This is a genomic window from Prochlorococcus sp. RS04, assembly GCF_001989455.1.
Lineage (GTDB): Bacteria > Cyanobacteriota > Cyanobacteriia > PCC-6307 > Cyanobiaceae > Prochlorococcus_A.
In genome coordinates, this window is record NZ_CP018346.1 from 1017354 (window position 1) to 1031206 (window position 13853).

Annotated in this window: 13 protein-coding genes and 1 tRNA gene; 8 read left to right on the forward strand and 6 right to left on the reverse strand. The window is 32.9% G+C overall.

Going from position 1 to position 13853, the window contains the following annotated elements; genetic code table 11:
* Positions 1-49: 49 nt before the first annotated feature.
* Positions 50-138, forward strand: a tRNA-Ser gene (locus tag BS621_RS05705).
* Between the two features lie 35 nt (positions 139-173).
* Here the strand turns inward: BS621_RS05705 and BS621_RS05710 are convergent.
* Together BS621_RS05710 and cobJ are read right to left on the reverse strand one after the other, a co-directional pair.
* Positions 174-962, reverse strand: coding sequence for a TIGR01548 family HAD-type hydrolase (locus BS621_RS05710; RefSeq protein ID WP_077142127.1), 789 nt, complete (start codon positions 960-962; stop codon positions 174-176).
* A gap of 97 nt (positions 963-1059) precedes the next feature.
* Positions 1060-2862, reverse strand: a complete 1803-nt coding sequence (cobJ, locus tag BS621_RS05715; RefSeq protein ID WP_077142128.1) for a precorrin-3B C(17)-methyltransferase — start codon at positions 2860-2862, stop codon at positions 1060-1062.
* Between the two features lie 334 nt (positions 2863-3196).
* On the opposite strand from cobJ, the gene psaA reads away from it, so the two are divergent.
* The 3 genes from psaA to BS621_RS05730 all read left to right on the forward strand — a co-directional run bounded on the left by psaA (position 3197) and on the right by BS621_RS05730 (position 8822).
* Positions 3197-5500: a photosystem I core protein PsaA gene (gene psaA, locus BS621_RS05720; RefSeq protein WP_025927692.1), complete on the forward strand. Its 2304-nt coding sequence runs from the start codon at positions 3197-3199 to the stop codon at positions 5498-5500.
* 27 nt (positions 5501-5527) lie between these two features.
* Positions 5528-7756 (forward strand): photosystem I core protein PsaB, encoded by a 2229-nt coding sequence (gene psaB / locus BS621_RS05725; RefSeq protein ID WP_011819135.1) that lies wholly within the window; start codon positions 5528-5530, stop codon positions 7754-7756.
* Positions 7757-7859: 103 nt separating this feature from the next.
* Positions 7860-8822, forward strand: a complete 963-nt coding sequence (locus tag BS621_RS05730; RefSeq protein WP_077142129.1) for a glycosyltransferase family 2 protein — start codon at positions 7860-7862, stop codon at positions 8820-8822.
* A 4-nt stretch (positions 8823-8826) separates the two neighbouring features.
* Here BS621_RS05730 and BS621_RS09670 read toward each other — a convergent pair whose 3' ends face one another.
* A complete protein-coding gene (locus BS621_RS09670; protein WP_225866688.1) occupies positions 8827-8991 on the reverse strand; it encodes a hypothetical protein in 165 nt (54 codons plus the stop codon).
* A 320-nt stretch (positions 8992-9311) separates the two neighbouring features.
* On the opposite strand from BS621_RS09670, the gene BS621_RS05740 reads away from it, so the two are divergent.
* Both BS621_RS05740 and BS621_RS05745 read left to right on the forward strand, forming a co-directional pair.
* Positions 9312-9425, forward strand: a complete 114-nt coding sequence (locus BS621_RS05740) for a photosystem I reaction center subunit VIII (RefSeq protein ID WP_011863629.1) — start codon at positions 9312-9314, stop codon at positions 9423-9425.
* A gap of 27 nt (positions 9426-9452) precedes the next feature.
* A complete protein-coding gene (locus BS621_RS05745) occupies positions 9453-10052 on the forward strand; it encodes a photosystem I reaction center protein subunit XI (protein ID WP_025891181.1) in 600 nt (199 codons plus the stop codon).
* 52 nt (positions 10053-10104) lie between these two features.
* Here the strand turns inward: BS621_RS05745 and BS621_RS05750 are convergent, their stop codons facing one another.
* Positions 10105-10863: a C40 family peptidase gene (locus BS621_RS05750; protein ID WP_077142131.1), complete on the reverse strand. Its 759-nt coding sequence runs from the start codon at positions 10861-10863 to the stop codon at positions 10105-10107.
* A 3-nt stretch (positions 10864-10866) separates the two neighbouring features.
* Here BS621_RS05750 and BS621_RS05755 point away from each other — a divergent pair, with 3 nt between their 5' ends.
* The gene (locus BS621_RS05755; RefSeq protein WP_077142132.1) at positions 10867-11775 is read left to right on the forward strand and encodes a serine hydrolase; all 909 of its coding nucleotides are present in this window, start codon (positions 10867-10869) and stop codon (positions 11773-11775) included.
* Here BS621_RS05755 and BS621_RS05760 read toward each other — a convergent pair.
* On the reverse strand, positions 11772-11984 hold the full coding sequence (locus BS621_RS05760; protein WP_077142133.1) for a hypothetical protein: 213 nt from the start codon (positions 11982-11984) through the stop codon (positions 11772-11774). The genes BS621_RS05755 and BS621_RS05760 overlap by 4 nt on opposite strands.
* A 1-nt stretch (position 11985) precedes the next feature.
* Entirely contained in the window at positions 11986-12609 is a 624-nt protein-coding gene (locus tag BS621_RS05765; protein ID WP_225866689.1) for a recombinase family protein, read from the reverse strand.
* A 345-nt stretch (positions 12610-12954) separates the two neighbouring features.
* Between BS621_RS05765 and lipA the strand changes: the two genes are divergently transcribed.
* On the forward strand, positions 12955-13848 hold the full coding sequence (lipA, locus tag BS621_RS05770; protein WP_077142135.1) for a lipoyl synthase: 894 nt from the start codon (positions 12955-12957) through the stop codon (positions 13846-13848).
* Positions 13849-13853 lie beyond the last annotated feature (5 nt).

Below are 13853 nucleotides of genomic sequence, written 5' to 3' on the forward strand. Positions count from 1 at the left end.
AATAAAAAATTTTGAATATTTGCATAAAAATTGATAATGTATAAGAACTGGAGAGGTGGCTGAGTGGTTGAAAGCGGCTCCCTGCTAAGGAGTTACAGGAGGTAACTTTTGTCGAGGGTTCGAATCCCTCCCTCTCCGTGATTTATTTTGAAGATTTTTAATTAATATTTGTTTTAAAACGAGTCAAGATCAATATCTTCTAAGTCATAAATAGAATTTAAAATCAAGTCAGCGCCTGCATTTCTAAGATTTGTTTCGTAAGAATTACGTTCTTTTAATCGAGAATTTAAATGTAAATGAGGGGGAGCTATTCCGATACTTATGAATTTCTGAGATGGTATTTCCTTTCTAGCGTTTATAACTGTATTTATATCTGCAATAGTATCTCCTACATATGCAATGGGAATATTTGATTCACCAATTTTATCTCCAATAAGCTTTTTTGATAAGTTAATAAAACCTTTAGGATCAGGCTTATCAGGGGCATCTCCCATAGATATTAATGGTGGTGATTTTAGTCCAAGTCTTTTTTCTAAAACAAATTTTGCAGAAGCAGACTCTGCACCACTAACAAAGCCCCAGATTATTCCATTATCTTGAATTAAATCAAAAAACTTTTTATCAACTAATAACTCCTCATTTGTTATGTAACCCGACCAGTATTTACTATCTTTACTTGGATCTACACCAAAGTAAAACTTTTCAAAACATTTTACTATCTCCTCTCTTGGAGGAATTTTAAGTTTTAAGTTTTCTTTTTTTATGCATCTTTTTATAAGTTCTAAACTTAAATCCCAATCATTATTCCAGATCCCTTCATTTTTGGCATTATCAATATCTATATAACTTGGCTCCCATCCGGTAAATTTGCAGACAGTTTTTTTTAATGAAAGTCTGTAACTATTCTCTACGCTGCGGATTACCCCATCAATGTCAAACAAAATTAAACCAATATTTTTCAATTAATTTTCTTACATCATTATTATAAAAGATTAGTATTCTTATAAAGAAAAAGCAAAGAAAAACATTCTATTTATAAAAATTATGGATTAGCGAAACTTAATTTTGTAAATATCCTCTGGGAGTAAGAAATATTTCGTCAACTAAGGTTGTTTGAGAATTGCCAATAATAATGATTGATAACATATCAATCTCTTTAAAAGGAATGGTATTTAAAGTAAAATATTTTTTGGTTTGATTTTCTCTACCTACTTGTCTAGCTAATAAAACTGGAGTATTTCCATGCCTAGATTGTAAACATATATCTATTACACTTTTAAGCTGCCAATTTCTCTCAATGGATTGAGGATTAAATAAAGCTATTACAAAGTCGCCCATAAGAGCTCCTTTAATTCTTTTTTCTATTAAAGGCCATGGAGTTAATTTATCGCTTAAGCTTACTGAACAAAAGTCATTCATTAGTGGTGCTCCACTAATTGCAGCAGCTAATTGAACACTACTTATACCTGGATGTACTTCAAAGTAAGGTCTATATTCTTTTTTGATTTTTTGTAGTAATTCTAAAAGTAAACCTGCCATTCCATAAAACCCGGATTCACCTGACGAAATTAAAGCCACTTTTATTCCTTCTTCAGCCAGTTTAATTGCTTTACTGCATCTCTCTTTTTCCTCAGTAAGTTTACTTTCAATTAAAACCTGATCATTCCTTTTTAAGGGTTTTATTAAATCTAAATACATTTTGTATCCAATCCAAACAGTACATCTTGAAAGTGCTTTCCTTGCATTATTGGTTAGGAAGGAGATATCACCTGGCCCACTTCCAATAATATGGATCTCACCATGGGTTGGATTATATTGATTTTTTGATTCTGCGATAGCGATAGTTACTGCCCCAGATTGATTTTTGAAAATTCTTTTTTCTTCTAATAATTTTGATTCTTCTCCTGCTGCGAGTAAGCAAGAGGCTTCTGCTACGGAAGGTGTACCAATTTCCTTTTGCACGACATTTGATGGATTTGGAACAATTATTGTTGAAAGATCTTTTTTATTAAAAAACTTTATAGGCAAGTTTTTTTCTTCAGAAAGTTCTAAAATTCCTTTCTCATCTTTTTTTATATCTATAGTTGCAAATCCCGCAATTGATTGCTGCGATAAATTTCCTGACTCCAAAAGATTATTTAAAGAATTTGCTATTAATTCTTTGCTTGTATTTCTTTCACATCCAATACCAATCCATAATACAGGCGGGTGCCAAGTTGTTCCATGATTTTCGAATATACTCACATAAAATGTTGAATCTGGTTTTTCATTTTCTTTTTTATCAATTTGATTAATAATCTCAGCTGATTCTGAAGTTTTCCATAAATTATTACCAGATAATTGTTTGCAAAATATTTCTTCGTTTTTAGCTTGTTTAATTACTAGTTTTGACCAATCGTTTATTTCGCCAGACCTTTTCCACCCCCATTGATTTCCAAATGCATCAAGATTTAAGAGGCTTTGATCATTGGAATTATTAGTTTCTATAATTTCGCCACCAAGTAAATTAGCAATTTGACATGAAATATTTTGCGTATTTGACTGATGTAAGCCAATTAATGGAACTATCTTGGAACATTTGTTATCTATAACTATTACTCCTGGATCTTGATCTTTAGAGGTTAAAAATGGATTTATTATGCGTATTGATGCAGCAATTGAGCCTATAAAAATTATTAAATCTGTCTTCGGCCATTTTTTTAGTAATATTTCTCTAGGTTTTTGTATTTGAATAAGTTCATTTTCCTTTCCATCCTCTTTTGAAGAACCCGCAATATATATGTCTTTGACAAATTCGGTTTTTTTAAGCCTTTTTAAAATTTCTTTTGAATTATTAGATAGACCTATCGCAATGCCTTTCAAATTAGAAACTATTGATAGTAACTTTGAAATTATATCCTGTCGCTGGATTTAAAAAATTTTCTTTGAAATATAAAAAAAAATTTAAGAAATTTGTATAAATTTTGAGTAAAAATACTCATAATTTAGTCATAGACTAGAATTTAACAAAATATTCATATAGTAACAATCATTAGAACATTTGTTACGTTAATGCATAACGAAAGAATCTTTGCCTTATTATTTTTGAAACGAATATCTAAAGTTCCGAAGGATTCGTTTTCTTGAACATTATCATTAAAAATAAGTTCAAGATCCGATCAATCGGCTTTAATGTCATTTATTTTCGAGGTGCTAGATGACCATCAGCCCACCAGAAAGTGGAGAAAAAAACAAAAAAGTTTTGGAAGATCCTGTCAAGGCCGATCCAAGACCTATTGATTTTGCCAAATTAGATAAGCCAGGATTCTGGTCAAGTAAATTATCTAAAGGTCCGAAAACTACAACTTGGATCTGGAATTTGCATGCTGATGCACATGATTTTGATGTGCATACAGGCGATGCTGAAGAAGCAACAAGAAAAATCTTTTCAGCTCATTTTGGACATCTTGCAGTCATTTTTATATGGATGAGTGCTGCATTTTTCCATGGAGCAAGATTTTCTAATTACTCAGGTTGGTTAGCTGATCCAACTCACGTCAAACCAGGAGCTCAGCAAGTATGGGCAATCGTTGGACAAGAAATGCTTAATGCTGACCTTGGTGCTAACTACAACGGTATTCAAATTAGTTCAGGAATATTCCACATGTGGCGAGCATGGGGAATCACTAATGAGAGTGAACTTATGGCTTTAGCAATAGGTGCTGTAGTAATGGCGGCACTTATGCTTCACGCTGGAATTTTTCATTATCACAAAGCAGCTCCAAAAATGGAGTGGTTTCAAGATATTGAGTCTATGCTTAATCACCACATAGCTGGTTTAGTAGGTTTAGGATCATTAGCATGGGCTGGCCATTGTATTCATATCGGAGCTCCTACTGCAGCTCTCTTAGATGCAATTGATGCAGGCTCTCCTTTAGTTATTAATGGAAAAGAAATAGCAACTATTGCAGATATGCCTATGCCGCATCAACTATGCGATCCACAAATTATCGGTCAGATATTTCCAGGATTAGCAAGTGGTACAGGTAATTTCTTTAGTTTAAATTGGTTAGCTTTTTCAGACTTCCTTACTTTCAAAGGTGGACTTAACCCTGTGACAGGAAGCTTGTGGATGACTGATGTTTCACATCATCATTTAGCTTTTGGTGTAATAGCGATAATAGGTGGTCATATGTACAGAACCAATTACGGTATTGGTCATAGTATGAAAGAAATATTAGATTCACAACAGGGAGACCCAATATTATTCCCTGCCCCTAAAGGTCATCAAGGTCTTTTTGAGTTCATGGCAGAAAGTAGACATGCTCAGCTATCAGTAAACCTAGCGATGCTTGGATCAATAAGCATACTTGTATCTCATCACATGTATGCGATGCCTCCATATCCTTATATAGCTACTGACTATATGACAGTTCTTGGATTATTTACCCATCACATGTGGATAGGTGGATTATTCATAGTAGGAGCGGGTGCGCATGCCGGAATTGCAATGGTTAGAGATTACGATCCAGCAAAACATATTGATAATGTATTAGACAGAATTCTTAAGGCAAGAGATGCATTAATCAGTCACTTGAACTGGGTTTGTATGTGGTTAGGATTCCATAGTTTTGGACTCTATATTCACAACGATACTATGAGAGCTTTAGGTAGACCCCAAGATATGTTTAGTGATTCTGCTATCCAACTTCAGCCAATCTTTGCTCAATGGGTACAGAGTATTCAAGCATCTGCTGTTGGGACTTCTCTTTTAGCAGGTACTGCAGAAGCTTTGCCTCACAAAGCTTTAAGTGAAGTCTTTAATGGAAGTTTAGTAGAAGTTGGTGGAAAGGTAGCTATAGCGCCAATTCCACTAGGGACAGCTGATTTAATGATTCATCATATTCATGCTTTCCAAATCCATGTAACTGTTTTGATACTTCTTAAAGGAGTTCTTTATGCAAGAAGTTCAAGGTTAATTCCTGACAAAGCTTCTTTAGGATTTAGATTCCCTTGTGATGGTCCTGGAAGAGGTGGTACATGTCAAGTTTCTTCATGGGATCACGTTTTCTTAGCACTCTTCTGGATGTATAACTGTTTATCAATAGTTATTTTCCACTTCTCCTGGAAAATGCAGAGTGATGTTTGGGGACTTACTGGTGGTAATTTTGCACAAAGTTCAATTACTATCAATGGTTGGTTAAGAGATTTCCTCTGGGCTCAAGCTTCTCAAGTATTAACAAGCTATGGTCAATCAATAAGCATGTACGGTTTGATGTTCTTGGGAGCTCACTTTATATGGGCGTTCAGTTTAATGTTCCTCTTCAGTGGAAGAGGATATTGGCAAGAATTGTTCGAATCAATTGTTTGGGCACACAATAAATTAAAGGTTGCACCAACCATTCAACCTCGAGCTCTATCTATTACTCAGGGACGTGCAGTAGGTGTTACACACTTCCTTGTAGGTGGTATAGCTACCACATGGGCCTTCTTCCATGCTCGCCTTTTCGGGCTGGGCTAATAACCTGAACTTCACCTTTTTAATTCAATGGCAACAAAATTTCCATCATTTAACCAGGGTCTAGCTCAGGACCCCACAACCCGACGAATATGGTACGGAATAGCTACCGCTCATGACTTTGAAAGTCATGACGGTATGACCGAAGAAAAACTCTATCAGAAGCTATTCTCTACACATTTTGGACATCTAGCAATAATTGCTCTCTGGGTAGCCGGTAACTTATTTCATATTGCTTGGCAAGGTAATTTTGAGCAATTTGTACTAGATCCAACTCATGTTCGCCCTATAGCTCATGCTATTTGGGACCCTCATTTTGGATCTGGTATAACAGAAGCAATGACACAAGCTGGAGCAAGCGGTCCAGTAAACATAGCTTATTCTGGTCTCTACCATTGGTGGTACACAATTGGAATGAGAACTAACGAGCAACTCTTCCAAGCTTCAATATTTATGAGTATTTTGGCATGTTGGACTCTATTTGCTGGTTGGTTACACTTACAGCCTAAATTCAGACCTTCTTTAGCTTGGTTTAAAAATGCAGAGTCAAGATTAAATCATCATTTAGCTGTCTTATTTGGTTTTAGTAGTATCGCTTGGACGGGCCATTTGGTTCATGTTGCTATACCTGAATCAAGAGGTCAGCATGTAGGTTGGGATAACTGGTTAACAGTGCTTCCACATCCTGCAGGATTAGCTCCTTTCTTTACTTTAAACTGGGGAGCTTATGCCCAAAATCCTGATTCTTTAGATCAAGTATTTGGAACAGCTGAAGGAGCTGGAACAGCAATCTTTACTTTCTTAGGTGGTCTTCATCCTCAAAGTGAAGCATTATGGCTTACCGATATTGCGCATCACCATATTGCGATTGGAACAGTTTTTGTAATTGCTGGTCATATGTACAGAAATACTTTTGGTATTGGTCATAGCCTAAAAGAAATTACAGAAGCCCATAATACAAGACACCCTAATGATCCTCATAAAGGTAGTTTTGGAATTAACCACGATGGAATATATGAAACAGTAAATAATTCATTACATTTCCAACTTGGATTAGCATTAGCATCCCTTGGTGTAGCAACTTCTCTTGTAGCTCAACACATGGGTGCACTTCCTTCTTACGCTTTTATTGCCAGGGATTACACTACACAATCTGCTTTATATAGTCATCATCAGTACATAGCAATGTTCTTGATGGTTGGTGCATTTGCACACGGAGCTATTTTCTTTGTAAGAGATTATGATCCGGAATTAAATAAAGATAATGTACTAGCAAGAGTTCTTGGAACAAAGGAAGCTTTGATAAGCCATCTTAGTTGGGTAACAATGCTGCTTGGATTCCATACTCTAGGAATTTATGTTCATAACGACGTTGTTGTAGCTTTTGGTAATCCTGAAAAGCAAATTCTAATTGAGCCCGTATTCGCTCAATTTGTTCAAGCTGCTCAAGGTAAAATGATGTACGGCTTTAATGCTTTATTATCTGATCCAACAAGTTCAGCAAGTCTCGCCGCTAATTCATTGCCAGGTAATCACTACTGGATGGATTTGATTAATAGACAAGATGCATTAAGTGCTTTCTTACCTATCGGTCCTGCAGATTTCTTAGTTCACCATGCTATCGCTTTAGGTCTTCATACAACCGCTTTAATACTTATCAAAGGAGCACTTGATGCTAGGGGAACAAAATTAATTCCTGATAAGAAAGATTTAGGTTATGCATTCCCTTGCGATGGCCCTGGACGTGGCGGTACTTGTGATAGTTCATCTTGGGACGCTATGTACTTAGCTATGTTCTGGGCATTAAATTTACTAGCATGGGTAACTTTCTACTGGCATTGGAAACACCTAGCAATCTGGCAGGGAAACGTAGCACAATTTAACGAATCAGGAACTTATCTAATGGGTTGGTTCAGAGATTATCTCTGGTTAAACTCTGCTCAACTTATTAATGGATATAATCCATTTGGAGTAAATTCCCTATCTCCTTGGGCCTGGATGTTCCTATTCGGCCACTTAGTTTGGGCTACTGGTTTCATGTTCCTAATATCATGGCGTGGTTACTGGCAAGAATTAATTGAAACATTAGTTTGGGCACATCAGCGTACTCCAATTGCTAACCTTGTTGGCTGGAGAGATAAGCCAGTTGCACTTTCAATTGTTCAAGCTAGATTAGTTGGACTAGCACATTTCACGATTGGAAACATACTTACATTTGGGGCATTTGTTATCGCATCCACTTCAGGTAAATTTGGTTAAATTTCCCTTAAATAATTTAAATCACCACGTTTGTGGTGATTTTTTTTGTTTAATTTTAATGTTCTAAATTAAGTTAAAATTGTGTAATTATTATTAGATATAAATGTCAGATATAAAACAATTAATTTCTATTATCGTCCCTGTTTTCAATGAAAGCGATAGTATTGGTCTTTTATTGGATGAAGTTATAAATGTAATGTCATCTCATAAAATTAATTTTGAATTGATTGTTGTAAATGATGGTTCTAAAGATAATACTCATCAAGTATTAAAGGAACTAACTCTCAAAATTAAAGAATTGTCAGTAATTTCCCTTCGCAAAAATTATGGTCAAACTGCAGCAATGTCAGCTGGCTTTGATAATTCTAAGGGCGATATTGTTATTACTTTGGATGGTGATTTACAGAATGATCCAAATGATATTCCTTTATTAATTTCAGAGATTAATAATGGTTTTGATTTGGTTTGTGGTTGGAGGTTTGATAGAAAAGATAAATTAATTAATAGAAAGATACCATCAAAAATAGCGAATAAGTTAATAGCTCACGTTACAGGTTTGAAGTTACATGACTATGGTTGCTCATTAAAAGCATTTAAGAAAGAAATAATAGAAGATATAAAGTTATATGGGGAACTTCACAGGTTTTTGCCCGTTTTAGCTAATATTGAAGGTGCAAGAATCAAAGAAATTAAAGTAAATCATAGGAGCAGGCAATATGGATCTAGTAAATATGGAATTGATAGAACTTTTAGAGTTTTAATGGATTTACTAACTGTTTGGTTTATGACTAAATTTTTAACAAGACCGATGTATGGATTTGGTTTTGTTGGAATTATAAGTATTTTCTTTAGCCTTGCGATAAGTTCTTATTTGATAGTTTTAAAAATAATGGGTGAGGATATTGGAAATCGTCCGTTGCTGATGTTTGCATTAATATTAGGAATTGCTGGTGTTCAATTATTTAGCTTTGGATTGTTGAGTGAACTTTTAATTAGGACATATCATGAAAGTCAAAGTCGTCCAATTTACAGAATTAGATCAATAAACAGTGCTAAGCAAAATTGATTGTTTACTTGAACTGTCTTATTAATAAAGCTGAAATTTCAACGACTTCAGGAGAAATATCTCTTAAGCCTTTTCGTAAAATTGGTAATGTTGATTTATCAGCTAATTCTTCCGCAATTTTTAATGCCTTTAATTTATTATCTGTATCACCCTTAAAAAGACTAATCATTTTATTTCTTTGAGAATTTTTATAAAATATTGAGTACTTTTTTTCTTCGTGATTGTATAAATAACTATTTTTTTTAGATAGAAATTTATTATTACTTTTTTTATTTTTCTTTAATTTAATAGAATTTAAATTGCTTTGATTTATTAACTTTTTAAAGCTTCTTTTTTTAAAAACTAGAAGTAATATTCCTATAAAAATAATAAGTAAAATTGCGAAAAAATTTAACATGTAAAAAGTTAATAATTTTTATATCATCCAGTAATAAAATTAACATTATTTCGCTGATCAATACTAAAGTGTTTAAAGATGTTTAAAGAACTATGCCATCTGATTTACCAAGTCTTTTACCCTCAATTTTTGTTCCATTAATTGGTATAGCAATGCCTGCTGTTTTTATCGTATTGATTGGAAGATTAATTACAGCAACTGAATAAATTATCAAACACTAAACTATTAAAAAAATGAGCGACTTTCAAAAATCATTCTCTGAATCAACAAGTTCTATTAAGTTTGATGAGAAATACATAGATACTTCTGTACAACCAAATGATATTGGCGTAGCAGAACAATGGGCAGTAAAAACAGTTGCTGATCCTTGTGTTGGTAATTTAGCTACTCCAGTTAATAGTGGTTATTTTACAAAAGCCTTTATAAATAATTTACCTTTTTACAGAGAAGGTATTTCTCCTAATTTTAGAGGTTTAGAAACTGGAGCAGCTTTTGGATATCTTCTATACGGACCTTTTACTATGACTGGCCCACTAAGAAATTCTGAATTTGCTCTAACAGCTGGACTTCTCGCTACTATTGGAGCTGTTCATATTTTGACAGCACTTTTTGTGCTATACAATGCACCTGGTAAAGCACCTAATGTTCAACCTCCAGATGCGACTGTTAATAATCCGCCAAAGGACTTATTTACAAGAGCTGGTTGGGCTGATTTTACAAGTGGATTTTGGTTAGGAGGATGTGGAGGAGCTGTTTTTGCTTGGTTACTTGTTGGGACATTACACTTAGATACCATAATGCCAATCATTAAAAATATTTGGACTGCTGGTTAATTTCTAAATAAAAGAATAAGTAATATTTTAATTTAAAGTTGAGCTATATTAATTAACGTATAGTACGATCCCATCTATAATTTCTAACTACTCTTCCTGCCGAAATAAGTTTAGATTTATAATGGAATGAGATTTTATCATTAGACTTTTTTAGGGTATCTAATCCTATTCCATTTCTGCCAAAATCCACTCCAGAGCTATGGTAATAGAATCCGTCTCCTTTGTAGATTCCAATATGATCACATTTTCCTTCATTTCCAAAAAATAAAAGATCGCCAGGTCGTAGAGCCGCATACGATTCTTTGAAATAAAAAAGGTGCTTACAAAAACTTTTTATTTGAAAAGAGTCTCGAGGTATAAAAATTTGATGCTTTAAAAAAGCAGTCTGAATTAATCCAGAACAATCAAAATTGGGTCCTAATGTACCTCCCCAAAGATATTCATTATTTAACTCAGATTGATCTTTGATCCATTTTAAAATTGAGTTAACTTTATCTTTTATAAAGAAGTGTTCATTTTCTAAACTGTTATTTTTTTTGAATTCGTATTTCTCAATAATTAATCCATCTAAATTTATCCAACAGACGTAACCATCTTCATATAGTTGAACTAGTATTCTTGAATATTTATGGTTGTTTTGATAAATATTTGGATAAATAAGCCTAAAAATTCTATTTTTAAATATTTCAGTAACTAATTTATCTTCTGTTTCATTTTGATATCCCGAAATATTAACTTTTAATTGCCACCAAATAGTTTTTGAAAAATTAGTTTGTTTAAATAGTGAGATAGGATTTTTATAAATTTCCATTCAATGTCCTTTTACTATTTAAGTCAGGAGATGGGTCTAGCCTTAAATGATATTTTAAGGAGAGTATGCTCTCATGATAAAGATTTTTCAAGAGAAGATATTTCGATAACTTGGATTAATTATAAAAGTGAAAATAAAAGTGTATTTAAAGGTTTTGGAACTGGCATTAATAACAAAAAAATGGTTTACCCTGCCAGCATAGTCAAGTTAGTTTATGGCCTTGCGGCATTTTATTGGATTAAAAAAGGAAGTTTATTATTATCAGATGAAATTATTGATGCTGTAGGGAAAATGTTGTCTTTCTCTAGTAATAATGCAACAAGCTTTTTAATTGATTTACTTACTGGAACAACAAGTGGCCCTCGTATTGAAGGCGAATTATGGGAAAATTGGAAATACCAAAGAAGTATAATAAATGATTGGCTACATGATTTAAATTGGGAAGAATTGGTTGGTATAAATTGCTGTCAGAAGACTTGGGATGATGGGCCATTTGGTCGTGAGAAAGAATTTTATGGATATGATAATAAAAATAGAAACGCTATGAACTCTGATTCAGCTGCAAGGGTTATGGAGGAAATTATGATTCATATTGATTATCGAGAAAATAATTTAAATTTGCGAAGTTTTTTAAAAAGAAATTTAAATAAAGTTGTTCTTAAAAACGATTCTTTTAATCAAATAGAAGGTTTTTTGGGTGAAGGATTACCAGAAAGCATTAATCTTTGGAGTAAAGCAGGCTTAATGTCTGAAGTTAGACATGATTCTGCTTGGTGGATTAATAATCAATCTCTACAAACTTTATTAGTAGTTTTTTGTAATGGAGAAAAATATTCCAAAGATTCTTCCCTTTTACCGTTTATAGCAAAAGAAGTATACGATTTTAATAAGAGATATACTATTGAGGACTAAAGTGAATCTTCTAAGAAATTAGAATCTAATTTGTCAGTATAGGCTTCATAAGGCAACATCATTACTTCTGCAAAATCTAAATCATTCATAATCCATTCTCTATATTCAGCCAATAAACTTTTTCTATCTTCATTATCTAATTCATAAATGCGCAACGCTGTATCTTTAAAATTTTCTTTAATTAAATTTTCAATTTCTTTCCTCTTCATTTTATGCTAGTTCTCCTTCCAAAATTACTCTTCTTATTGTTGACAAAGCAATTCCTGTTTGTGATCTGATTGATCGATAAGAATATCCTTCATTACGCAATCTGATTACTAAAGATTCTTTTAGAGGACTTATTTTGGGCCTTCCTCCCAAATTATTTCCAGATAATTTTCTGCGTAATAATTGTTCTTTTTTTCTTTCACCTAAACTTTTGTCTTCTAAATTATCTAATTCATATAAAATCTTAAAAATTGAAGAATTTGCATTAGAAGATTCATTAGCAGCAAAAAAACCAGTCAAAGTTCGCAATTGGATATCCTTATTAATAAGTTTATTTATGGTAATCAAACATTCTTGTTTATTTTTAAATGCTCGATCAAGCTGAGTTATTATTAATTGATCGCCTTTTGATAAGGAATTTATAGCTTTATTGAGTTGGGGTTTGATTTCTTCATCTAAACTTATAAATTCAGAGAACACTAAACTGCAGCCCTCTTCCTTCAAAATTTTTATTTGTTCTTCTAAATATTCATATTCGTTATGAGTAGCTCTAGCATAACCTATTGCTTTAGAGTTTTTACTTTTTTCCGATAATAAAATACGTTTTCTTTTGAATTTAAAAGTCAATGTTTTATTACATATATTTTTTACTGTATCAAAAAATATTAAAAAAAACACTTTTTAGTACAAAATAAAGCTGTTATGATCAACTTTTTAGCCATATTTTTAAAGTTAATGTGTTCTGATATCTATATTAAAAATAACGTTATGAAATCTGATTCAATTTTAGTTAATGAAACAAGAACGTTGTGTAATGAGTAAATCTAATTAAAAAATTTTCTTAATTGCAGAAGGATTAGTTGAATTCATTTATTTATTTACTTCTGTTGAATGAGCTTCCTCTTTGAAATTATAAATAGTTAATTCATCTTGTTTTTAGTAAAATAAAATTACAGGTCAAGCAGATTTAATGTGACTAATAATACTAATAGTTTAATTTCAAAACCTGAATGGTTAAGGGTCAAAGCTCCACAAGTTGAGCGAATTGGTAATACTGCAAATTTATTAAATGATTTAAATCTCAATACAGTATGTCAAGAAGCAAGCTGTCCAAATATCGGCGAATGTTTTGCTAGTGGAACTGCAACTTTCCTCATAATGGGCCCTGGTTGCACTAGGGCATGTCCATATTGCGATATTGATTTTGATAGATCTAAGAGAGACTTAGACCCAACTGAACCATATCGTTTAGCTGAAGCTGTTTTTAGAATGAAGCTTAAGCATGTTGTAATCACATCAGTTAATAGAGACGATCTTGAGGATGGTGGCGCATCTCAATTTTTTCAATGTGTTCATCAAATAAGAGAAAAATCTCCTGAAACTACTATTGAGCTTCTAATACCTGATCTTTGCGGCAACTGGAAAGCGCTTGAAAAAGTTCTTGATTCAAATCCAAATGTTTTAAACCACAATATTGAGACTGTGTCTTCGCTATATAAAAAAGTAAGACCTCAAGGCAAATATGAAAGAACTCTTGAGTTGCTTAAAAGAACCAGAGACTATTCTCCCAAAATTTATACAAAGTCAGGCTTCATGCTTGGTTTAGGGGAAAAAGACGAGGAGGTCTTAAGTCTGCTTAAGGATTTAAAAAGTAATTTCGTTGATATTGTTACTATTGGCCAATATTTATCTCCTGGCCCTAATCATTTACCTGTTAAAAGATTTGTAAGTCCTTCAAAATTTAACTACTTTAAAGTGTTCGGGGAAAAAGATTTAAAATTCATGCAAGTAGTTAGTTCTCCTTTAACTCGTAGTAGCTACCATGCTGAAGAAATTCAAAAACTTATGAAAAAGTATCCAAGATAGTTATA

Bases quoted from the DNA above. Each gene is read 5' to 3' on its own strand.
- psaA (WP_025927692.1), top strand. From the start codon at position 3,197: ATGACCATCAGCCCACCAGAAAGTGGAGAAAAAAACAAAAAAGTTTTG.
- psaB (WP_011819135.1), top strand. From the start codon at position 5,528: ATGGCAACAAAATTTCCATCATTTAACCAGGGTCTAGCTCAGGACCCC.
- BS621_RS05730 (WP_077142129.1), top strand. From the start codon at position 7,860: ATGTCAGATATAAAACAATTAATTTCTATTATCGTCCCTGTTTTCAAT.
- BS621_RS09670 (WP_225866688.1), bottom strand. From the start codon at position 8,991: ATGATTAGTCTTTTTAAGGGTGATACAGATAATAAATTAAAGGCATTA.
- BS621_RS05740 (WP_011863629.1), top strand. From the start codon at position 9,312: ATGCCATCTGATTTACCAAGTCTTTTACCCTCAATTTTTGTTCCATTA.
- BS621_RS05745 (WP_025891181.1), top strand. From the start codon at position 9,453: ATGAGCGACTTTCAAAAATCATTCTCTGAATCAACAAGTTCTATTAAG.
- BS621_RS05750 (WP_077142131.1), bottom strand. From the start codon at position 10,863: ATGGAAATTTATAAAAATCCTATCTCACTATTTAAACAAACTAATTTT.
- BS621_RS05755 (WP_077142132.1), top strand. From the start codon at position 10,867: ATGTCCTTTTACTATTTAAGTCAGGAGATGGGTCTAGCCTTAAATGAT.
- BS621_RS05760 (WP_077142133.1), bottom strand. From the start codon at position 11,984: ATGAAGAGGAAAGAAATTGAAAATTTAATTAAAGAAAATTTTAAAGAT.